The following is a 21,983-nucleotide window of genomic DNA, read 5'->3' as shown; positions in this document are numbered from 1 at the left end:
TGAGCATGAGCGTAACGAAGCAAGATATCATTTATTCGGCTTCTAAGATGTTTAAAGAAAAAGGTTATCTGGCCACATCCATTCAGGAAATTGCCCAGGACTGTTCCATAGCAAAGGGCTCCGTGTACAAATATTTCCCATCTAAAGAGGATTTGTTGTGTGAGGTTTTCGACCAATGCCAATTGGCTTACTTTGATCAGGCTGAACGTTTAAAAGATATCGGAACGGGAAGCCCTCAGGAGCGACTTGTGGATCAGATCGTATTTCGTTTTCAGTATTTCATGGAATATCGTCATATTATGGTGGATTTCATTGATCTACCGATTACGCAATACGAAACATTCCGCAAATTAAGGAACCACGTTCGCGAGCGAATGATGGAGTGGCACAGATCATGGCTTGTGGAAGTCTATGGTCATAGAATTAAACCGTTTCTCTGGGATTTGATCTTTATTTACCGGGCAATTCTTAAAGATTATCTGCAGCGCGTCATCTCCGAAGAGAATCTATTGTCCGTTGAGGATACGGCTTGGTTTATCGTTGATAAAATGGATGCGTTAGTCAACCACATGTCCAAGTCAGGTTCGAACGGACTGCTTGGGAAAAGCGCATATGATACATTTATTCATTCAGGCTCAAACGACTGGAATAGTGAAAAAGAACGGATTACCGAAGAGCTGCTCGGCAGAGTGATTGCTATCATTGAGGCATGGAAGGGTGGGGCAGAACGGCGTAAGGAATTGCAAGAGATTGTTCAATTGTTGAATAGCGAGATTGCACAGACCGAGCCAAAGAGGTCGGTTATTCAAGCGTTGTGTGCTTACCTGGAACAAGAAAAAGAACTAAGAAGTTCAGTTATTCAGTTAAAGCAAACCGTCCTTTCATAGGTTAGAAATATTGGTTTAGGTAAGAGAAAATGTTTGCGTGACGATTGTTCCAATGATGATAACTAGAATTTATTTCAGAACTAACTGTAACCTCTTGAATTTATTGTCAGTGACAAGATATATTCTTGTATTTAAACGGTTTCTTTACTTTAGCGATAAATTATATCCGTATGATATTCACCCTGTAATCATTAAGCTAACGGGAAACGATAGCTCAATAATACAAAGAAAGCAGCTGATCAAAGTGATCGGCTGCTTTTGTTCAACTAACGGGCAGGTTAGTTTAATTTTAATCACTCAGAGTCGTAGTAGGGAGGGGGAATTTTAGTGTAAGAGGGCCAGCAGCCAAAAAGATCAAATTATAAGTAATTCTAGCCTTCCAATTGACTCAGACTTTTTCTTTTATTCAAAAAATAAAGATGATTCCCATCTGTGGTATGATTTCACTATTAGCGAATATGTTCCGTTATGAATTTTAAGGAACAAAAATATACTAGGAGAGTGACATAGGCTATACAACCATACAACATTCTTTCTGAGCTCCTGTCTCGAATAGAAGAAAGTGTTTCTGGTACGAGCGAGACAGATTATCTAAACGATCTCCCGATTTCCATTGTTCACTTACGTCGACTTTTCAAGTTCGCTTTTGGCGTACCGCTACAAAGCTATATCCGCTCTCGAAAGCTAGCCTTCAGCTTAGAAGATTTGATGCAGACTGAGAAACGGGTTCTAGATATTGCCATCGACTGCGGTTATGAACATGAGCAAACCTACATACGTGCATTTAAACGCGAATATGGAATAACGCCTGGTGAATGTAGGGAATCTGGCAAAAATATTCACGTAACAGCCCCAATTCATCTATTTCCAAAGAACGATGTTTGCGGAAATTTAATATATGGACCGGAAATGGTTATGATCCCGTCCTTTCATGTCATGGGGCGAATGTATCAAATTGAGATTGCTGAATCGCCGACCGAAGCGCCCGAAGCGGCCAAACAGTTTTGGTGGGGCAAGCGGCATGAAGTGCCTAATCCGATAGAACCCAATATCTATTACGGTCTAACGAGGACACCTGATCCATCGCTTAGTTGGACGTACTATCTACCATCTATGCGTGTAACGGATCTGAATAACATTCCTGACGGCTTTGTAGGAGATACAGTCCCTGCGTCACTGTGTGTCAGTTTTCGCTATGTTGGAAATCATCATTACGAGGAGATCAACCAACTACGCGCAGAGGCGCTGTATGCTGCCATTGATAGGCTTGCCAAAGAGCACAATGGGAAATTCAACCTTCTGGATGGCGAATTCTTCTTTGAAAAAGTGGATTTGGATGCATATGATGGGGAGTATTGTCAAATGGAATGGTTTGCGCCCATCAGAGTGAACCGTTTCTTAAAATGATCAAAAAAGTCCATTGCGCGTGCCGATACGATGGTACGCTTTTTTAGTACATTAATCACAAATAGATGTTTGTAAGAAGAGGAGAGATAGTTATACATTATAACGAAGTCGTTGCAATTGGAGATGCCTATTTACTTGCAGTTGTATCAGAGACGTTCGGATTAGAAGGCTATGAAATCCAGCGGATTCCGGCACATGATGGCGGGCGGAATGTCGTTTACACATGTGAAAAAGAGGGCGAGAGTGCTAAAATACTCAGAATCGCTTTCTTACCAGACAGGAGCCGAGAAGACTTCCTAGGCGAAGTGGAATTTGTTAGGTATCTATTTGAGCACGGAGGCAGTGTCTCGAATGTAATAAGCTCCCGAAAGGGGAATCTGCTGGAGGAGATCACCTACAATAACCACATCTTTTTTGTCTGCCTGTTTGAAAAGGCTAAGGGGAAATTACTTGTAGAAAATAATTATCGATACAGAGAAGGAGTGCCAATTACCGAATATTATTATAATTGCGGCAAAACCCTGGGGAGACTGCACCAAATATCGAAGGGGTATACGCCTGTCCATCACCGGTATAGCTTTTTTGACAAATATAATACCGAATATATCGATAAACTGATACCGAATTCCTTGTCTTTGCTTAAAGAGAAAATGGTAGGACTCCTTGATACCTTACAAGGATTGGATAGGGACCAGGAGACTTTTGGTATGCTCCATTTTGATTACAACGATGGGAATTATTCAATAGATTTTAATACCGGACAAATAAGTGTATATGATTTCGATAATTCATGTTTCGGTTGGTATATGTTCGACTTGGCCAGCATCTGGGGAAACGGAGTCGGCTGGATACAATTTGAACCTGACTCTAGTAAACGCAAGGAATTTATGGATGATTATTTTGAAAAAGTCCTTGAAGGGTACAGATCCGAGACCAATCTCGAAGAGTCTATGCTGGAAAAGTTGCCTTTATTTATCCAAGTGAACCTTATGGAAAATATCTTAGGCAGATTCGAGGATATGGGCAACAATTGGAAAGAGTCTGAATGTTACGAGGAACTGTCATATCTCATAAAATGTTTGGAAGAAGATATCCCGTATATAGGTTTTTTTCATGAGATTTACTCCAGTGAAGACCCGTTTGAGTATGAGAAACGAAATATTTAGTCTTTTTTCTACAGTTTTATCCTTCCGACCTACAACCAAGATCTCAATGCCACCGAACGGTTCGGGAATATTGTTTATTGTTTAAGTTAATTAATTGGACCCTAGGAGCTGTCACGCCGCGACAAGCTCCTTCTTATTTTTCGCCAGTATTGTCATTAAGTTGACGCGTATCACAATTAGAACTGCCGCTGCGATCTTTGATTGTTGTAATAAACACGAGGAAATTTTGTTCGCATATATTGAGGTAACATGCCTTATGAATCAGAAGAAAATAAAGAATTTGTCCTATCCAATCAAATAGTTATGAGTGATGAGTGGATTTTCCCTGGAGAAAACATAGGCTTCGTTGGGGAGATCATTTGGTTTCAAACGAAAACAAAGACGTGCGATGAATATGGAAAGTTTCTTTAGATGCATTATTCTTTCTAAAGACGCAAATCTGTCCCAGTTTAATTATCTCTTCTATATGATAGAAGATGATGATTCGCCAGTTTTAGTTGTTTACGAATAGAAAACAGACTTTAAGGATGTACTTCTACCTAAGGTAAAGCACTATCTAACGGCATCCGATAAACAATTATGAGTTTGGTTTGAGGACGTTTATCTTACCAAGAGTAGTTTAGTACAGTAATTAACGTTAAAATGCTTGATCGATTAATGATCTAGATCCCATTTACTGGTGTTGAAATTAACGCTAAAATCAATTTATGGATCGATTACAATTGGATCTAAAAAGCGTTTGTGTCATTCAACTAACCTAGAAACGATAGCTCAATAAAACCAAAAAAGCTGCTTATCCATGGGTTGCTTTTATTCAACTAATGGGCAGGTTAACTGAGTGCTATTTTGTAAATAAAGATGTAACTTTTATTGATTATTAGGCGTTATGAATAACGAGAAACATTTTATAGGTTTTACAATAACTAATTAAGGGATACGAGGGATTAAGCTGTGAATAAAAAAGGTCTTATTTTTGCCGTTTTATCTTTAACTTTAATGATAGCGATCGTAACTGCCTGTGATTCAACAAGTCCAGCTCAAGAGAATACGTCTAATCCAAAGTTTGGTGAACTATTAAGCAAGTCGGCAAGTACAACCCTTGCTAATTCTTTAAGCGAAGAAGAGAATAAACCCTCGCACTACATTGCTTCTGGAGGCGCAACTGTACAGCAACCTTTTTCAGTAGATCCTGGATTTGTACATATAAGACTTCTAATGAAGAACAATAGTAGCCATGAAGTCAATGTTAGTTTAACGCACTTAGATACTAGTAAACTGTATTTCGCTAGAACAATTGCTGCCGAGGAATCTCTTGATTGGATAAATTTTAATGAAGGTTTCGAACAAGGCATGCTTAATGGAGGCTATGTACTCCAATGGAGTGGTGGTGGTTATAGTGTAGATGGAGACGTATGGGGATCTGCTGGTTCAGAACCGGAATTTGTTCATCTATCTTATTGAACTAACGGGCAGGTTAACACAACAATCTCTTTTGAAATGAGTCCAGGAGCTTGCCTATAGACCAGCTCTCCGACGAGTTCAACAATAGTTCGCGTTAAGATAATAGTAGCAACTATTGAACTCCATTCATTAGGTAAGTAGAGAGCAAGGGGAAGCACAACTAAAGAATTTCGGGTACCAACAATTAAGCTTTCTGATAAAATTGGGTAGAATAATGGAAAAATTAAAGTAAGTATAAATGATGATATTATAGGGATATGGGATCAAGGGATAAGTGAGCTAAAAAAAATAGAACGAATTGATACAGAACTATATAGAAATGGCGAATATCACCATAAAGTTGCCTACCTGTCGAGGGACACGAACATGGTCCCATTATAGTCGCTATCTTAGCGGCTATTTTGTTTTATCGGTACAAGTTCGTGTCCCAAGCCACGGACAAGAACTTGTACCGATTACCGTAAGGACACAAACATGTTCCTATTACCGATTAGTTGACTATCTAAATGAAAAGCGATGTAATGAAAACCTCAAGAAGCAGCATTATGCAGGACAGTTTTCGCTTTTCGATTAGATGAAGATCTGAGAAGAAGTGTTGTATCTCTTTTTAGTGACTGAAACGCTGAATGCAAATTGAAAATACCGAGATCAGACAACTGTTTGAAAAATTTTCATCTCTTTTGGTAAACGGTGAGACTGACTTTATTGAAGAGGAGTATACAATAACATTTGATTTTAATAATACATAGTATCAAGCTAACGGGAAACGATAGCTCAACAAAACCAACAAAGCAGCTGACCAACGTGATCAGCTGCTTTTGTTAAACTAACGGGCAACTAGGAATCGAGGCTTTCTAGGACCCCTAGTCCTTTCTCAAATTGGTCTCTCAGGTGACATCAAATGCCTAAACATAAGTCCCATCTTTAAGAGCAGCAGATGATCGGTATTCTTCAAATCCAGATTCAGCAGCCCCGAAATTTTCTCCAGCCTGTACAGCACCGTGTTTCGATGGATGAATAGCTCACGTGCGGTCTCATTCACTTGGCCATTGTTGGCGAAATAGGCTTCAAGCGTGTGCATCATCTCGCTGGTGTACTCCTCTTCTTTGTCCAGCAGTGGACGGAATAAATAAGAGCAATACCTGAACATAACCTCCTGTGGAATATGCTTGAAGAGATAAATAAACTCCAGGTCAGCAAACATGACAATCGGTTCGCTTAAACCAAGCTCTGTACTGATTCGCTCAGCCTCCCCGCACTCCCGGAAGCCGTCGATGAACTCCTCCATGCCCGTTCTCACTTTACTGATAAAACATGTCCTTGTTCCGTGGTCCCATGAATGCATCAAATCCGCATACAAACGTACCGAATTCTCATACTTCCTTCGATCCTTGGCCTCTTCATCTAGAAGGGGGAAGAGTGAATATATGCGGTTCATCACATAAAAATGATGGGATTCCAAGGGGGACGTTTTGGGATGGTCCTGAAGCTTATTCTGAATCTCCCTCAGTTTGCGCCTCTGACTTTCATGGTCCCAAGCATCCGCTCTTGTGGAAGATACCATGCATACGTAGGGAGTACTCCAAAATGTGCTTCCCAATGCTTCGGCAAATTCGAGCACCGTTTTCAGAGAGGCGTTCCCCTTTAAGTAACGTTCCATGGCCGTGCCAAGACGACTGCCTGCCGCAGCAGCCTCCTGATTCTGGATGACCTCCAGATGATAGGAAAGAATAACGGCAGCTTGGTGAAAAATGCCCTCCATTTCATGTGCTTCCAGCAGATTTTCAGTTTGTATCAGCAAGTAACCGTATGACTTTCCATTTTTCAGCAGGGGTACCCGATACAGCAGGTTATTGGCTGACTTGTAAAACCGATTGTCCTGATTCCAGGGCCAATCGCTCAACAGCTCCATTTCGGAACAGCGTGTCATGTTATACAAGGTCTGTCCGTCAGAGGTAACGATGGCTAAAGGAATCCCTAAAATGCTTGTGATACTTTGAAAATAATTGGTGTACTCATCCGCCTGCATCGCAAAATCAACCAGCTTCTTCTGCGTTTCAAGCAATTCATTCAGCCGGCGGGTATCGCGTTGGAACTCGGATTGGTAGAGAGCGGTGATCTGCTCGGAGAAGGTGAATTGAAAAGGCAGCTCAATTAGGGGCAAGCCCAGCCGATCGGCTTCCAGCAGGGCTATCTCTGGTATTTCCGCCCAGTATCGACCAAGCTTGATGCCCAGCCCGGAGGCCCCACGTTCATTCAGCTTTTGCAGCAAATTAACAAATTCCTCAGGTGAATCCCTAATCGCATAAGCTGTAGTCAACAAGAGTTCCCCTTCTTTCATCCAGTTGATCACATCCGGGGCATCCATCAAGTTGATGGAGCTAATCGTTCGAGAAATTCCTTTTTTACCGGCTGCCAATTTCCCTTCCGATAACGGGTACACCGCCAACGCATCTTCTATAGTTAAATGCATGTCAATCCATCCTCCTAATGATACATATCTGAATCAGGTACCGGACACGACGTAACTTTTTAAGCAATTATATAGGCTCTTGTCGAATTCCTGCAATCATTTTTGTGATGTATATGTTATATAAGTTGACTCAATATATGAGTTTCACCGTTTTTGAACCAATGTAAAGCGTATACCGTTAGATAAAAAACCAAAATTGTGTCAGGAATATTTACACACATATTTTTTGGCTTTATGATAGGACCAACTTCAAAGAGAAGAGGGGATTCAGATGCAGCTCACCCAAAATCAACAGGCAGCGGCCCAAAAGGACAGCCGTTCCATGCTTGTAATCGATGATGTCGGCAAAATCTACCCCAATGGCACTGTAGCTGTGCAGCATGCGAATCTGCATGTGGGGGAAGGGGAATTTCTGTGTTTTGTCGGCCCTTCCGGTTGCGGGAAATCTACCATCTTTAATATGATTGCCGGTTTGACGGAACCGACCTCCGGTCATTTGACCGTGCTGGGCACTTCCCCAAAGGAAGCACGTAAACAGAATGAAATTGCCTTTGTATTTCAGGAGCATACCCTGCTACCGTGGGCCAAGCTGATTGATAATGTCACCATGCCTCTGACTTTGCGTGGCGTATCCAAAAAGGAGCGAATTACCGAAGGGGAACGGGTTCTAGAGCTGGTAGGCCTGAAGGATTATATGAAGGTGCTGCCCCGTGAGTTGTCAGGCGGAATGAAGATGAGAGTATCTATTGCACGAGCGTTAATATCCCGTCCCAAGTTGCTGTTAATGGACGAACCGTTTGGCGCCCTTGATGAAATTACCAGGCAGACGCTTCAGAATGAACTGCTAAATATCTGGGAACAGGACAAGAAGATGTCGGTTCTGTTCATTACGCATAACGTGTTTGAAAGTGTGTTCCTATCAACAAAAGTTGTGGTGATGACGCCTCGTCCCGGTAAAATTTCGGATTTCATTGATATTCCGTTTGCCTATCCGAGGGATGATGAATTCCGGACCCAGCCTGAATTCGGTGAATATGTACGCAGCGTGTCCAATGTACTGAAACATTAATAGCCAGAAATGAGAGGAGAGGGAAGCAACATGGAAGAGATGGTAGCTAATCCAGCCGTTGAAACGACACCAGGTATCCGAGCTTCTGGGAAGGACAATGCCCGCAGCCATCATCCCGCAGAAGAGAGCCCAGTCAGTGGACTGCTGAAAAAAATTCTGCCGCCAATAGTCGTGTTTGTCCTGTTTATCGGTGGATGGGAATTAATCGTGCGGATACTCGGAATGCCCCCATATATCTTGCCCAAGCCATCCGATATTGCCGCAGCCGCTGCTGAGAACAGCGCGAATCTGATTACGTCGGTAAGCACAACCATTGTTGAGGCGTTGATCGGTTTTACAATCAGTGTAGTGCTCGGTATTTCATTGGCCATTCTGCTGGCTCTGTCCAAAACAGTGGAAAAAAGCGTATATCCTTACGCTATTATCCTACAGACTATTCCGGTCGTTGCGGTAGCGCCAATCATTGTAATCTGGTTCGGAGCGGGAATAAATGCCATTGTGATCATTTCATTCTTAATTAGCTTTTTCCCGATTTTATCGAATACGCTGATCGGATTGAACTCAACGGATCAGAACATGAAGAATTTATTCTATTTGTATAATGCAAGCAAGCTGCAAACCATTTGGAGGCTTAGATTTCCGGCGGCACTCCCGTACATTATGGCAGGGCTGAAAATTTCATGCTCCAGTTCGGTTGTCGGAGCGATCGTGGGTGAATACATTGCAGGCATTGGTGGCGGACAAGGCGGACTCGGTTACGGGATTACCGTTGCGGCTACACGCCTGCAAACTCCTTACCTGTTCGCCTGCGGTTTAGCTGCATCCGCCCTAGGAATCGCATTTTTCCTGATCATCAACATGGTGTCGAACAAACTTTTGAAGTCCTGGCATGAATCAGCAATGAAATGATACCAGAACCGGGGGAGAGAACCAACATGTCCAAACATCATATGAACTTTCGTTACAAGAAATGGCTGCTGTCGGCTGCTTCTTTGATCATACTGCTTCTGAGCGCATGCTCCAATTCCTCCGCTCTAGAATCCGCCGCCCCGGCGGGAGGAGAAGCCGGAACAGATTTGAAGCAGGTGAAACTGATCGAAGGCTGGTACGCCAAAGGGGAAGATGGAGGCTATTTTGCGGCATTGCAGCAGAATTATTATAAGGACAAGGGAATCGACATGACGATTCAGCCTGGAGGCCCCGAGGTGTCAACCATGCAGCTTGTCGCTGCAGGCAAAGCTGAATTCGGTATCTCTTATGCGGATGAAATTTTGAAGGCGCGGGAACAGGGAATCCCTGTTGTCGGTATCCTTGCCGGTTTTCAAAGCACACCGCAGGTTCTGATGTACCACAAGGGGGAGAACATTCAGGATTTCACAGACCTGAACGGCAAAACCGTATACATCGGTACAGCGGTGCCTTACTGGGAATATATCAAGAGCCAGTACAATCTGACAGATGTAAAAGAAATGAAGTATAACGGGCAGCTTGTCAATTTTATCAATGATCCCAGTTCGCTCAATCAGGGTTACATCACGAATGAGCCTTACGCACTTTCTCAGCAGGGGGTTGAGGTGGACTATCTGAAAATCGCCGATTCCGGTTATGCGAACTATGCAGACGTTCTTTTTACGACTGAAGATTACCTCAAAGAGCACCCTGATGTCGTCGAAGCTGTGGTGCAGGCAAGTCAGAAAGGTTGGAGCTATTATCTAGACAACTATGAAAAGGTAAACCCGTTTATTCAGACCTACAATCCCGATATGACGGTAGAAGCAATGAATTACGAGGCAGTGCAGGAAAAACCCTTTATTCTTAACAAGGATTCCGAGGCAAATGGTATTGGTTACATGACAAAGGAACGCTGGAGCACCCTGCAGGATCAGATGATCAAGGGCGGAGGATTAACGAAGGCACTAGATGTTACCCAGGCGTTTACAACCGAGTATCTGATGAAGCCATAAACCTGGACCAGAAGTATTTGATGCCTCAAATCAGAAATTTCAGAAAAATGAGGGGACTTTATATGTTCAAACTTGGAAATCGAAAGAGCTATTGGCAAGTGTCCGAAACGTTGGTGGATCTAAGGCGAACGCAAAAGTACGGCAAGTCAGTAACCCTCCCTGCACAGCCGCAGGAAGTCATATTTGATCTGGAGCATACGGCGGTTATTGTCATCGATATGCAGAATGATTTCTGTACGCCGGGTGGATGGCTGGATTCCATTGGGGTCGATACCTCGCCGCTTCTAAACCCGGTCAGCCGGCTGAACCGACTCATGCCAGAGTTACGTCAAGCGGGAGTGCCTGTTATTTGGGTGAATTGGGGCAACCGGGAAGACCGAATGAACGTGCCACCATCCGTGCTCCATGTGTACAATTCGGATGGGCGGGGCAACGGCATCGGGGACCCGCTGCCGGGGAACGGCTCCAAGGTGCTGGAGAAAGGCAGTTGGGGAACGGCAATTGTCGATGGCCTGGATTCATCCCCCGATGATATCTATGTGGATAAATACCGCATGAGTGGGTTTTGGGATACACCACTGGACAGTATCCTACGCAACCTCAATATTCAGACGGTGTTGTTTGCCGGGGTAAATCTCGATCAGTGTGTCATGCATACACTGCAGGACGCGGCTTGTCTCGGATATGACGGCATACTTCTGGAGGATTGCTCGGCAACAAGCTCCCCGGATTTCTGCATAGAAGCGACATTGTACAATATCAAGCAATGTTATGGCTTCGTTACGGATTCCACCTGGTTGGTACAAGAGCTGAGCGGGGCAGCGACTCCTATAGAGAGAAACACCTCGGAAGAGCTGGCATCGTTAGAAGGCTGAACGGAAGGATGGGATGAAGCAATGAAGGACCAATGGAACGCCATTGTCAACCAGGTGATCGTTGAACCGACAGGACAGGGTAGGTTGAACGGACTCAGCTTTATGGTCAAGGATGTGTTTGCCGTACGTGACATTACTAATGGCGCGGGTAATCCTTGTTGGCTCCAGAAGCATGAGCCGGCGAAGGAACACGCGGAAACGCTCAACCTGCTATTGCAGCAAGGAGCTCGACTAACGGGCATGACGCATACGGATGAGCTGATGTTCAGCTTGAATGGTGAAAATGTTCATTATGGAACACCAGTGAATCCGAGGGCTCCCGATCGTATCCCTGGCGGTTCATCTAGCGGATCGGCGGTTGCTGTCGCCGCTGGGCTTGCTGACTTCTCCCTTGGAACGGATACGGGAGGATCGGTACGTGTGCCATCTTCGTACTGCGGAATTTATGGAATGCGTCCATCGCATGGCATTGTCTCCGAGAAAGGCGTTATCCCACTCGCTCCCAGCTTCGACACCGTTGGCTGGATGGCACGCGATCTCGAGACACTGTGCCAGGTAGGTGGAGTGCTTCTGCCGCAGACAGACTCTGGTATCGGATTTAGCCGGGTGCTCATCGGTGAGGATGCGTGGGAGCTTGCTGACACGGAGAGCAAAGAGGCGCTTACCCCTTACCTGAAGATGCTGAGCGGCCTGGCAGCGAGCCATGAAACTGTTCGCATCGCCCCGCAGGGTCTGCCTGAATGGATGACCACGTTCAGGACGATCCAGGGCTATGAAATATGGCAGGAGCACAGGGCGTGGATTGAACGTGAGCAGCCGACCTTCGGACCAGATACAGCCGGGCGATTCTCCTGGGCAAGTACCGTTGAACGTGCCGATCAGGAGAAGGCAGCCAAACGCCGAATTGAGGTATGCAAGCACATGGCTGACCTGCTCAGAACAGATACGGTGCTTGTGATTCCGACGACGACTGGAGCGGCCCCGAAGCTGGGATTGGGCGGGCCTTTAATTGAAGAACGAAGAGTGAAAACGATGCGATTAACCTGCATTGCCGGTTTGTCGGGTCTGCCACAGCTTACGATCCCCGCTGCCAAGGTACTGGGCTGCCCGGTCGGTATTTCCCTTATCGCTGGCCCGGGACAGGATCAACGTCTGCTGGAATGGGCCACATCCTTTTTTTCAGCAGTAAATTCAGCAGTAAAAGGATAAGAGCATCATTCGATAATGGACGTTAAGCTACGCGAAAAACATTAAAGCCGTAGGAGAAAGGGTGTCAGTTATGTTTCAACGATACGAAGGAACAGCGTGGGAGGAACGATTTTTGCCCCGTCTGACAAGCAAACAGGTCAAAGAGCTGCCGAAGGATAAGGCGCTGGTTATTCTCCCAGTCGGAGCTGTGGAGCAGCATGGCCCCCATCTGCCCGTATATACGGACACTTTGATTGGGGAAGCGACATTATCACAAACGCTGGAGCGGGTGCGGGCGGATAAGGAGATCTGGCTGCTGCCTCCGGTCTCGTATGGCAAAAGCAATGAACATATCGGACTTCCGGGCACCATTTCCTTATCGGCGAGCACACTGCATGCCATCATGCTGGACATTGCAGAAAGTCTGAAGGCCAGTGGTTTTCGCAAGTTATTGTTGTTTAACACCCATGGTGGCAACGTGGATTTGCTGAATACGGTATCACGAGAAATACGGATCAGAACGGGGATGATGGTTTTCTATCTCAGTCCCAGCAGTCTGAATGTGGCAGAGGATCTCCTGTCTTCCGAGGAGTTGGAATACGGTATTCATGGTGGCGATTATGAGACCTCTCTCGTGATGTCCATTAAACCGGACTGGGTGAAGAAGGAGTTCCTCGTCAAAGAGCTTCCTGATATGTCCTCTTACCGCTTTCTTACATTAGAAGGGAAAATCCGCTTCGCCTGGAAGATGGCTGATATTTCCGCTACCGGTATTGCTGGTGATGCAACGACGGCCACGCCTGAGAAAGGCAGGATTATTCAGGATAGGATCTCAACGATTTTGTCGGAGGCGCTGGAGGAACTGTGTGATTTTGAAATCACCGATGTCCGCGGGACTGAACCGGTTCAGCAGCCAGCAGGAAGCACCCCGTGAAGCTCGTCAGTCTGAAACACGGCGATGGTGAACAAGCAGCGATTGAACATGGGGAACGATTCTTCCTTCTGGAGGAGATCAACAGGGCGGAAGGAAGCACATGGGGTACCTCCGTTATGGAGATCTTGCAGCAAGGCCAGCTAGAGGAGCTTGTCCAGTGGTATAAGAAGCACGGCGACAGAACAATTTCATCAATCCCTTTCATACCTTCAGAGGGAGCCATACCTGCTCCTCTCTTCCGACACCCTCGAAAAATATGGGGAATTGGCATGAATTATGTGCAAAAAGCGATTGATCTCGCATCCACTCCTCCAGAACTTGAGCCGGTCTGCTTCATGAAGCCGGACTCAAGCCTGATTGGGCCGGAAGAGTATATCCAGCTGACGGCTCAGGATGTGAATGTGACATCAGAAGCTGAGCTTGGCATTATCATCGGCCGAATCTGCAAAAATGTGCCGGAAGAACGTGCGCAGGAGGTCATTGCCGGTTTTGCCGCAACGCTGGATATGACTAACCAGGACATCCACGCACGGAACCCTAGATTCCTGCAGCGATCCAAGGTATCCGATACATTTTTCAGTCTTGGACCACAACTAATAACACCTGATGAAATAAATGATCTGCAGAGCCTTGTCGTTGAAACTGTGTTGAATGATGAGATTATTCATAGCAATACGGTGTCTCGCATGATTTATCATCCATGGTTCATTGTCTCGTATTTTTCACAGATGATGACTCTCTATCCGGGAGATGTGATCATGACAGGCACACCCGGGTCCGTCCAGATTCAGCAAGGAGATGTCGCTAAGTGTAGAATCAGTGGTTTTATGACACTTCGAAATCCGGTAGGGGAAGTAGAATAGATCATCAGTAATTTTCCTTGGGGAGTGGTAATGAGATGAAGAAGTACAGACAAAAGGGAACTGTAGTTTTACTCGCAGCAATATTTTCCTTATCCACATTGCTGGCGGCTTGCGGGAATCAGCCAACTGCTCAGAATGCCTCTGCTACGGGGGGAAGCGAGGAACTCACGGCAATTACACAGGTGACCAACTGGTTTGCACAAGCGGAGCACGGGGGTCTGTATGCGGCAAAGGAACAAGGATATTACAATGAGGCTGGTCTCGATATGACTATCCAGGCGGGTGGGCCGCAGGTGTCTCCAACACAGATCGTGGCTTCCGGCAAGGCACAGTTCGGACTTGCTACAGCGGACCAATTGCTGGTCGCTCGTGAAGAAGGAATCCCTCTTGTAGCAATTGCGACGATATTCCAGAAAAGCCCGCAGGGACTTATGGTTCATGCCAATCAGAACATTTCCTCCCTGGCCGATTTGAACAACCGCTCCGTATACGTGGGGACAGGCTCGGTGTTCTGGGATTTTGTGAAGAGTAAATACCAATTGGGTAACGTGAAGGAATTGGCTTATACCGGTTCTCTGGCTCCTTTTGTAGCCGATGAAACGGTTGCCATTCAGGGATATGTAACCAGTGAGCCGTACGAGATGAAGCAGCAGAATGTAGACATTAATTTCCTACTACTGGCGGATGCCGGTTATAACCCGTATTCCAATGTGCTGTTCACCACAGAACAGTATATACAGGATCATCCTGATATTGTGCGTGGTTATGTCGAGGCTTCGATGAAGGGCTGGGATTACTACAAGACCAATTATGATACCGTGAATGACGTTATCTTAAAGGAAAACCCTGATTTTACGAAAGAAAAGCTGAACTATGCCGCTGAAACGCTTATCCCGTTCGTATACGAAGATGATGCGGCGGAACACGGTGTTGGTTACATGACAGAGGAACGCTGGACGGAGCTCGGAAAGCAGCTAAAGGAGATTGGGGCATTGAAAGAGGAGCCTGATGTCAGCAAAGTATTTACGGATGAGTTCTTGCCGAATTCCTAAGAGATTCCTTTAGGAGATCAGTATTACAACATACGGGAGGGGAACCGAATGAATGAACATTGGATAGTCGTATTGAAAGAACGCATGGACCCGCAATTGCTGCAGTGGGAGGAGGCAGCCCTTGCCAAATATTCGATGGATTATCATCACTTCTCTCCTGTGCTGGCCAGTCAGCTGCAGGGTAAGGTCGCCGAGTGCATCGCCAGTCCGCGCACCGAGGAAGAGCTTGACGATCTGCTCTCCATTGCAGCAGAGCTGGGAGTTCCGCTGACGATCAGGGGGAACGGCACCGGCAACTACGGTCAATGCGTTCCGGTCACAGGCGGAATCGTCCTGAATCTGGCCAAATACAACAAGGTGCTCGAAATGGGAGAAGGCACGATGCGGATCCAGGCCGGGGCTAGACTCGGCAAAATGGAATCCACTGCCCGCAAGGCTGGTTATGAGCTGCGTACGATGCCTTCCACCTTTCAATCAGCGACGATCGGAGGTTTTTTATGCGGCGGTTTTGGCGGTATCGGTTCGATCAGCTGGGGGACGATCTGGGATGGGCTGGTACGTTCTCTAAAAATCAAAACGCTTGAGGTTCATCCCCGTACCATTGAGCTCCAGGGGGACGAGGTGCTGCCTTACCTGCATACTTACGGTACAATCGGCATTTTATCCGAAGTGGAAATCAATCTGGCTCCCCGGGTGGAATGGATGCAGTGGGCAGTAACCTTTGACAGGTTTGAACAGGCTTTTCGCTTCGGGCAGTCGGTTGCTGAGGACACTTCCTTGGTGAAAAGGCTAATTTCCATCCATGAATGGCCGGTTCCGTCCTATTTTCTTCCGCTTGATCTCCCCGCTGGTCGTGCTGTTGTATTGCTTGAAGTGGATACAACCAACGAATCCCAACTTGAACGTATCCTATCGGAATATGAAGGTCATATGGCTATGAAGGTCTCTGCCGAGCAGTATCACAAAGGTGTAGGGGTCTCCGATTTCACATGGAATCATACGACTTTGTGGGCGCGCAAGGCAGACCCCGGCTTAACCTACCTGCAGCTGAATTTTGATCCATCCTGTGCCCTTGAGCAAATCTCATCTATGAAAAAGGAATATCCGGAAGTAATGAATCATATCGAGTTTGCCCGGCAAAATGAAAATTTGCTGATCTCCGGCCTGCCGCTGGTTCCCTTCACTACGGAGGAAAACCTGAATCAGCTAATGGAACGTTACGAGGAAAACCGGGTTAGAGTAAATAATCCGCATACTTGGGATTTGAAGGAGGGCGGGCGATCATACGCCCATGATCGTTTATGGGAAATCAAACATCGCAACGATCCGAAGGGGATTTTGAATCAGGAGAAATTAAAGCGTTCGGCTGTTAGCGGTGTCTGATCAACGGGTGATGGAAGAATGGCGCAACCTGCAGCAGTTTACGTGCCATGCGGATTTTTATAGTCAATCCGTATCTACAGCAAAGGAGTGAGTTGCATGAAATTTGGAAATGTAGTCATCCGCCGAAAGGTTCCTTGCACGATGCGCGACGGCATAACGTTGTATTCAGATATATACCTGCCGGACGAGACAGGAGAATATCCTGTGCTGCTGATGCGCCAGCCTTACGGCCGGTCGATTGCCTCTACCGTTACGCATGCCCACCCCGTCTGGTATGCCAGTAAGGGATATATCGTGGTAATCCAGGACGTCAGGGGGCGGGGAGAGTCGGAAGGCGAATTTAATCCGTTTGTTCAGGAATCAGAGGACGGATTTGATACCATCGAATGGGCAGCCGGTCTGTCCGGCTCGACCGGGAAAGTAGGCATGTACGGTTTCTCTTATCAAGGCCTAACACAATGGGCAGCAGCTTCCCTTCACCCCCCTGCGCTCAAGGCGATTGCACCGAGCATGTGTCCGGCAGACATGTATCATGGCTTATTTTACCCGCATGGCTCCTTCGCACTTGGCAATCATCTGCCGTGGGCTTTCCAGCTGGCTCGTGACACGGCACAAAGAGCGGGTGACTTCGAAACGGCAGAGCAATGCTCCAGATTGATGCGCAGCCCCGAGGAGATGCTTTGGAAAATGCCATTGAATGAAAAACATCCGATTCTGGAGCAATACTTTCCCGCATTTTATGATTGGATTGGTCATCAAACGTACGATGAGTACTGGGAGCGGATGAACTGGATCGACGAGATCGCCCGGGAGCCGGTGCCGGCGTTGCATATTGGGGGCTGGTATGACGGTTTCCTAATGGGCACATTACAGTCGTTCGAGGCTCTGCAAGCTACGGCCACGCCGGATTGCTTCCATCGGCTCATTGTCGGCCCGTGGGCTCACATTCCATGGGGTCGCAGAGCGGGCGGAATCGATCATGGCGAGCAGGCAGATGGTGGTCATCATCTGGAGCAGCTGCGCTGGTTTGATTATTGGCTGAAGGGCAAGGAAGACATGGAATTGCCTGGTGAACTGCCGATCCGATATTTTGACCCATTGAGTCATGAATGGCATACGGCGGAACAGCTGCCTCCTGTATTTGAGGATGGACACTCTCCGTCCGAATGGTTTTATCTGTCCGGGTCACAGACCCCGGCGAACGGTGCGGCAGGAGGGGGGAGACTGGAAAAGCATAAGGAAGATGTGGAGGAAGCTGTGCCGGATGTATTCGTATACGACTCACGTCTGCCGATGCGTCTGGACTCTTACCTGCCGTCCGACCGAGCTGCCATTCAGGAACGGCAAGAGATTCTGGTATATACGGGAGGACCGCTTGCAGAGGATATCCCGATTTTTGGGTCCCCGGAGTTATCCGTTCAGTACCAAACATTGGGAGGTCCGACGGATCTGGTGGCCATCCTCACGACCGTATCGGAGAAAGGGACGGCCCGGCTACTGAGTGTGGGTCGCACGGAAATCTGCAGTGAAGGAGCAGATGCCCCCAATGTATGGAGAACAGCGCAGATCCGGCTGCGTCCCTTGGCGGCCACCCTGCCGGCTGGCTCGTATATCCGGCTTGAGTTGACAGGCAGCGCCTTCCCGTTATTCGCCCGGCATCCGAACGGTGTCTGGGATGAGACGAACAGCACGGGAACAGGTGGGTTGAAGATTGCCACCACGGCTGTTCGCAGTACGGAACAGGACATATCCTGTTTGAAGCTGCCGTTGAAAAGATGAAAAGCAAAGTATAAATTAAATCAATCAAAGTGAGGTTGAATGTATATGGTGAACATTCCAGGTCTGGTTGCTGGTAACTTTGAGAATTGTCCCGTCCACAAAATTTCCGCACAGGATACGAACAAGTTCATTTTACTGTGCGACAGGGAGCAGGTTCCTTTCACTTCATTTGTGGAGATCTTCGAGGTTGGAGGCAGAACTCCATCCAATGAACACCGGGAAGCTTATGAATATTTTTATGTGTTAAAAGGAGAGGGGCTTGCCAAAGTTGGCAACGAATATGAGACTCCGATCCGCCAAGGCTCATTCATTATTATTCCACCGGGCAACCATCACGATATTATCAACACGGGCAGCACACGTCTGTATTGTCTGACGACGATGGTACCGGACGAAATGTTCTCGGATATGATCAAAGCGGGTCCTGCCACCGAGCTGGATGAGGAGGATCTGGCCGTGCTTCAGGCACTGGCTACAGCGCAATGAGTGCAGGGCTGCATTTCATTAATGTACGCCTACCGCATCGGGAAGACCTCTGCCTTTATGAACTAAAGGCGGAGGTTGGAAAATGGGTTAGTGTCCATCGGCAGGATCGTTTCCTTGATGCATGGGAAAGCGGTGCTTCCCGTCTGATGGTCCCGCACCAGGCTGGATCGGATCTGAAACGGCTCGCAGACGCGGATTGCATCGATCTGCAGGGCGGGATGATGCTTCCTGGCCTGGTTGACTGTCATATGCATCTGGATAAAGCTTTTTCGCTTGAGCAGGTGTCGAACCGATCCGGCACACTTCATGAAGCCATTCTTAGTTACAGCCAGGCTGTACAGACATTCAGCAAGGAGCAGCTGGCGGAACGCATGCTGACGGCCGCCAGAATGGCACTGAGCTACGGGACCACGACCATAAGAAGCCACCTTGACTTCCCTGTTCATTTGGGGAGAGAGGTGGCCTTTCGGACGATTGAGGCAGCCTTGGAAGTACGGGAGAAGTTGAAGGGCAGTATGTCTATCCAATATGCGCTCATGGTTCCGTTCCGCGGCAATCATGAAGCAGCAGATGAGGCAATCGAGGAAGCACTGCGGATGGGAATTGATGTACTGGGTGGAGCCCCTCACCTGGCAGACGACCCTGAACGGGAGATTGGCAGGATTTTTCGGTTAGCGGAACGTTTCGGCGTACCCATTGATCTGCATGCAGATGAAAGTGATAATCCCGAAAAAAAAACCGTGCTGAGCATCGCAGAGCATACAATTCGCTACGGTTATCAGGGCAGAGTGACGGCAGATCATCTGTGCTCGTTGTCCGCAATGACGGAAAATGATGCACAGCTTGTGATGGCGAAGATGAAGGAAGCAGGTCTGAACGCCGTAACGCTGCCTGCGGTGAACATGTATCTTCAGGGACGGGAAGATCGCGGCCTGGTAAGACGGGGCACAACACGCATTCGCGAGCTGCTTGCAGAAGGCATTCCGCTTGCTGCGGCCTCCGACAATATTCAGGACCCGTTCCATCCGTTCGGCCGGGGGGATCTGATACAGATCGCCCAAATCACATCGTATGCGGCCCATATGGGCAGTGAACAGGATTTAGTACAGCTGCTGCGGATGATCACGGATACACCTGCTGAAATTACGGGCTGCGACGAGTATGGAATAGAAGAAGGGCATGACTGCAACTTTGTTGTCACGGATGCTTCGGATGTCACGCAGCTGCTATCGGGTACAAAAATGAGTCGCTGGGTGTATGCCTCCGGCAAATGGCAGTCTGCTTTGCATACAGCTCAGACATTCGCGTCTGAATTGGTAACATAATAAGCAACAAACAGGAATTACCGTCAGTTGAACATAGAAGAGAAAGAAGGTGGCAAGATGGTTCCACAAGTCACAGGCACACAGACGATGGTAGTCAGTCCTCATTCTTTGGCCAGCGCGGCAGGAGCGCGTATTTTGCAGCAAGGAGGTAACGCCTTTGATGCCGCCGTGGCGGTGAGCGCCTGTCTTGCCGTCGTATACCCCCATATGACGGGACTGGGAGGCGATTCCTTCTGGTTAACCTATAGCAACGAAGATAGAAAAGTCAGGGCATATAACGCGAGTGGACGTTCGGGCAGCCGGATTACCGCCAGCTGCTTTGCCGGCGAATCAGCCATCCCGCAGCGGGGACCCCGAAGTGTCATTACTGTGCCGGGTATGGTGGACGGCTGGGATGCCATATTGCAGGAATATGGCTCGAAGACGCTGGCAGAGGTGCTTGAGCCCGCGATCCAATATGCACTGGAAGGCTTCCCACTGTCGCCGGACCAGCATGTCAATACGGCCGAGCGTTTCGAGGTGCTGGCTGCTTATCCACAGACAGCCGCCATCTATCTGCCCGGAGGCAAGATCCCGGAGCAAGGCAGCCGCTTTGTGCAGTCTGCTTTGGGAAGCAGCCTGCTGCAGGTTGCGGACTACGGCCGAGACGAATTTTATTCAGGCAGTGTAGGTCAGGAGATTGTTCGCTCACTTGTGGAGCAGGGCGGTCTGCTGACAATGGAGGATTTTGCGAGGCACAGAGGTGAATGGGTGGAGCCGGTCAAAGGGAGTTACCGTGGTCTTGATCTTTATCAGGTCCCGCCGAACTCACAGGGCTTTACCGGTATAATGGCGCTTCAAATTCTAGAACAGTTTGATTTGGAGAGTATAGAGCATGGTTCCTATGAGTACTATCACCTACTCGTGGAAGCGCTGAAGCTGAGCTTCCGCGACCGCAACCGATATTTAACAGACCCACAATTCTCCTCCATCCCTCTGGACCGGCTGCTGTCCAAATCCTACGCCGCGAAGCTGGCGGACTGCATCGATATGGAGCGCGCCCTGCCGATGGATACCCAGCCGGTAGGCCATGATACGGCTTATGCGGCAGTAGTAGACAGTGAGGGCAATGCCGTTTCATTTATCCAAAGCCTCTATTTTGAGTTCGGTTCGGCCGTGGTTGGGGGAGACACCGGTATATTGCTGCAGAACCGAGGCTCGTTCTTCTCCCTTGATCCGTCGCATGTGAACAGGCTTGAACCGGACAAAAGAACCTTTCATACTCTGATGCCGGCAATGGCTTGCCGCGATGGGAAGCCGTATATTTTGTACGGGACCCAGGGAGGTGAAGGTCAACCGCAGACACAGACCGCGCTGCTGACCCGCATGGTGGATTATGGCATGGCCCCGCAAACCGCAGTGCATGAACCCCGCTGGGTGTGGGGAAGAACATGGGGAGAGGCAACGCAAGAATTGAGAGTGGAGGGCCGGATCGCCACAGAAGTGCAGCAGCGTTTACGGCTGGCCGGACACGCGGTATACACAGTTGAAGATTTTGCTAGAGTCATGGGACATGCGCATGCCATTATGATAGATGATAATGGCTTCCTGTTCGGGGGCACGGACCCCCGCTGCGATGGAGCGGCTATTGGATGGTAAACCAAAACAGGGGCGAAAGGACTGGATGCTGCT

18 protein-coding genes and 1 pseudogene are annotated in these 21,983 nt (G+C 47.8%); 17 read left to right on the top strand and 2 right to left on the bottom strand.

All coding sequences use genetic code 11. The features are described from left to right. The first annotated feature begins 5 nt into the window (after positions 1–5). The 4 genes from AAIH57_RS05980 (at position 6) to AAIH57_RS05965 (ending at position 4,921) form a co-directional block, all read left to right on the top strand. Positions 6–887, top strand: coding sequence for a TetR/AcrR family transcriptional regulator (locus tag AAIH57_RS05980; RefSeq protein WP_430020917.1), 882 nt, complete (start codon positions 6–8; stop codon positions 885–887). 513 nt (positions 888–1,400) lie between these two features. Continuing rightward, on the top strand, positions 1,401–2,294 hold the full coding sequence (locus AAIH57_RS05975) for an AraC family transcriptional regulator (protein ID WP_430021341.1): 894 nt from the start codon (positions 1,401–1,403) through the stop codon (positions 2,292–2,294). A 65-nt stretch (positions 2,295–2,359) separates the two neighbouring features. Next, a complete protein-coding gene (locus tag AAIH57_RS05970) occupies positions 2,360–3,460 on the top strand; it encodes a phosphotransferase enzyme family protein (protein WP_430020916.1) in 1,101 nt (366 codons plus the stop codon). Positions 3,461–4,411: 951 nt separating this feature from the next. Then, on the top strand, positions 4,412–4,921 hold the full coding sequence (locus AAIH57_RS05965; RefSeq protein ID WP_175398626.1) for a pilus assembly protein: 510 nt from the start codon (positions 4,412–4,414) through the stop codon (positions 4,919–4,921). Here AAIH57_RS05965 and AAIH57_RS05960 read toward each other — a convergent pair. Together AAIH57_RS05960 and AAIH57_RS05955 are read right to left on the bottom strand one after the other, a co-directional pair. Beyond that, positions 4,915–5,100: pseudogene (locus AAIH57_RS05960) on the bottom strand (hypothetical protein); the annotation flags it as partial. The gene AAIH57_RS05965 and the pseudogene AAIH57_RS05960 overlap by 7 nt on opposite strands. Positions 5,101–5,795: 695 nt before the next feature. Next, positions 5,796–7,394 (bottom strand): PucR family transcriptional regulator, encoded by a 1,599-nt coding sequence (locus AAIH57_RS05955; RefSeq protein ID WP_430020915.1) that lies wholly within the window; start codon positions 7,392–7,394, stop codon positions 5,796–5,798. Positions 7,395–7,665: 271 nt separating this feature from the next. On the opposite strand from AAIH57_RS05955, the gene AAIH57_RS05950 reads away from it, so the two are divergent. The 13 genes from AAIH57_RS05950 (at position 7,666) to ggt (ending at position 21,950) form a co-directional block, all read left to right on the top strand. Then, positions 7,666–8,463 carry an ABC transporter ATP-binding protein gene (locus tag AAIH57_RS05950; RefSeq protein ID WP_175398624.1) on the top strand — a complete coding sequence of 266 codons (798 nt, stop codon included), beginning with the start codon at positions 7,666–7,668 and terminating at the stop codon, positions 8,461–8,463. Between the two features lie 30 nt (positions 8,464–8,493). Continuing rightward, positions 8,494–9,372 carry an ABC transporter permease gene (locus tag AAIH57_RS05945; RefSeq protein WP_430020914.1) on the top strand — a complete coding sequence of 293 codons (879 nt, stop codon included), beginning with the start codon at positions 8,494–8,496 and terminating at the stop codon, positions 9,370–9,372. Positions 9,373–9,398: 26 nt separating this feature from the next. Further along, on the top strand, positions 9,399–10,427 hold the full coding sequence (locus tag AAIH57_RS05940) for an ABC transporter substrate-binding protein (RefSeq protein WP_175398622.1): 1,029 nt from the start codon (positions 9,399–9,401) through the stop codon (positions 10,425–10,427). 62 nt (positions 10,428–10,489) lie between these two features. Further along, on the top strand, positions 10,490–11,302 hold the full coding sequence (locus AAIH57_RS05935) for a cysteine hydrolase family protein (RefSeq protein WP_175398621.1): 813 nt from the start codon (positions 10,490–10,492) through the stop codon (positions 11,300–11,302). 21 nt (positions 11,303–11,323) lie between these two features. Further along, complete coding sequence (locus AAIH57_RS05930; protein WP_430020913.1) at positions 11,324–12,511, top strand: amidase; 1,188 nt, start codon at positions 11,324–11,326, stop codon at positions 12,509–12,511. Between the two features lie 70 nt (positions 12,512–12,581). Beyond that, positions 12,582–13,424, top strand: a complete 843-nt coding sequence (locus tag AAIH57_RS05925) for a creatininase family protein (protein WP_175398619.1) — start codon at positions 12,582–12,584, stop codon at positions 13,422–13,424. Then, positions 13,421–14,287: a fumarylacetoacetate hydrolase family protein gene (locus tag AAIH57_RS05920; protein WP_430020912.1), complete on the top strand. Its 867-nt coding sequence runs from the start codon at positions 13,421–13,423 to the stop codon at positions 14,285–14,287. Before AAIH57_RS05925 ends, AAIH57_RS05920 begins: the two co-directional genes overlap by 4 nt. Before the next feature lie 35 nt (positions 14,288–14,322). Then, complete coding sequence (locus AAIH57_RS05915) at positions 14,323–15,339, top strand: ABC transporter substrate-binding protein (RefSeq protein WP_430020911.1); 1,017 nt, start codon at positions 14,323–14,325, stop codon at positions 15,337–15,339. A gap of 48 nt (positions 15,340–15,387) precedes the next feature. Then, positions 15,388–16,722 carry an FAD-binding oxidoreductase gene (locus AAIH57_RS05910; RefSeq protein ID WP_175398616.1) on the top strand — a complete coding sequence of 445 codons (1,335 nt, stop codon included), beginning with the start codon at positions 15,388–15,390 and terminating at the stop codon, positions 16,720–16,722. Between the two features lie 96 nt (positions 16,723–16,818). After that, the gene (locus AAIH57_RS05905; RefSeq protein WP_430020910.1) at positions 16,819–18,501 is read left to right on the top strand and encodes a CocE/NonD family hydrolase; all 1,683 of its coding nucleotides are present in this window, start codon (positions 16,819–16,821) and stop codon (positions 18,499–18,501) included. A 45-nt stretch (positions 18,502–18,546) separates the two neighbouring features. Further along, positions 18,547–18,987: a cupin domain-containing protein gene (locus AAIH57_RS05900; protein ID WP_090898515.1), complete on the top strand. Its 441-nt coding sequence runs from the start codon at positions 18,547–18,549 to the stop codon at positions 18,985–18,987. Beyond that, a complete protein-coding gene (locus AAIH57_RS05895) occupies positions 18,984–20,312 on the top strand; it encodes an amidohydrolase family protein (protein WP_430020909.1) in 1,329 nt (442 codons plus the stop codon). The genes AAIH57_RS05900 and AAIH57_RS05895 overlap by 4 nt, the downstream gene beginning before the upstream one ends. Positions 20,313–20,369: 57 nt before the next feature. Beyond that, positions 20,370–21,950 carry a gamma-glutamyltransferase gene (gene ggt, locus AAIH57_RS05890; protein ID WP_430021340.1) on the top strand — a complete coding sequence of 527 codons (1,581 nt, stop codon included), beginning with the start codon at positions 20,370–20,372 and terminating at the stop codon, positions 21,948–21,950. The last annotated feature ends 33 nt before the right edge of the window (positions 21,951–21,983 follow it).

The organism is Paenibacillus sp. MABNR03, from assembly GCF_050455445.1.
GTDB classification, from domain to species: Bacteria; Bacillota; Bacilli; order Paenibacillales; family Paenibacillaceae; genus Paenibacillus; species Paenibacillus xylanilyticus.
The sequence above is the reverse complement of the archived record's forward strand: the minus strand, read 5'-3'. Positions and strand labels throughout refer to the sequence as shown.

Bases quoted from the DNA above. Each gene is read 5' to 3' on its own strand.
- AAIH57_RS05980 (WP_430020917.1), top strand. From the start codon at position 6: ATGAGCGTAACGAAGCAAGATATCATTTATTCGGCTTCTAAGATGTTT.
- AAIH57_RS05970 (WP_430020916.1), top strand. From the start codon at position 2,360: ATGTTTGTAAGAAGAGGAGAGATAGTTATACATTATAACGAAGTCGTT.
- AAIH57_RS05955 (WP_430020915.1), bottom strand. From the start codon at position 7,394: ATGCATTTAACTATAGAAGATGCGTTGGCGGTGTACCCGTTATCGGAA.
- AAIH57_RS05950 (WP_175398624.1), top strand. From the start codon at position 7,666: ATGCAGCTCACCCAAAATCAACAGGCAGCGGCCCAAAAGGACAGCCGT.
- AAIH57_RS05945 (WP_430020914.1), top strand. From the start codon at position 8,494: ATGGAAGAGATGGTAGCTAATCCAGCCGTTGAAACGACACCAGGTATC.
- AAIH57_RS05940 (WP_175398622.1), top strand. From the start codon at position 9,399: ATGTCCAAACATCATATGAACTTTCGTTACAAGAAATGGCTGCTGTCG.
- AAIH57_RS05935 (WP_175398621.1), top strand. From the start codon at position 10,490: ATGTTCAAACTTGGAAATCGAAAGAGCTATTGGCAAGTGTCCGAAACG.
- AAIH57_RS05930 (WP_430020913.1), top strand. From the start codon at position 11,324: ATGAAGGACCAATGGAACGCCATTGTCAACCAGGTGATCGTTGAACCG.
- AAIH57_RS05925 (WP_175398619.1), top strand. From the start codon at position 12,582: ATGTTTCAACGATACGAAGGAACAGCGTGGGAGGAACGATTTTTGCCC.
- AAIH57_RS05915 (WP_430020911.1), top strand. From the start codon at position 14,323: ATGAAGAAGTACAGACAAAAGGGAACTGTAGTTTTACTCGCAGCAATA.
- AAIH57_RS05910 (WP_175398616.1), top strand. From the start codon at position 15,388: ATGAATGAACATTGGATAGTCGTATTGAAAGAACGCATGGACCCGCAA.
- AAIH57_RS05905 (WP_430020910.1), top strand. From the start codon at position 16,819: ATGAAATTTGGAAATGTAGTCATCCGCCGAAAGGTTCCTTGCACGATG.
- AAIH57_RS05900 (WP_090898515.1), top strand. From the start codon at position 18,547: ATGGTGAACATTCCAGGTCTGGTTGCTGGTAACTTTGAGAATTGTCCC.
- AAIH57_RS05895 (WP_430020909.1), top strand. From the start codon at position 18,984: ATGAGTGCAGGGCTGCATTTCATTAATGTACGCCTACCGCATCGGGAA.
- ggt (WP_430021340.1), top strand. From the start codon at position 20,370: ATGGTTCCACAAGTCACAGGCACACAGACGATGGTAGTCAGTCCTCAT.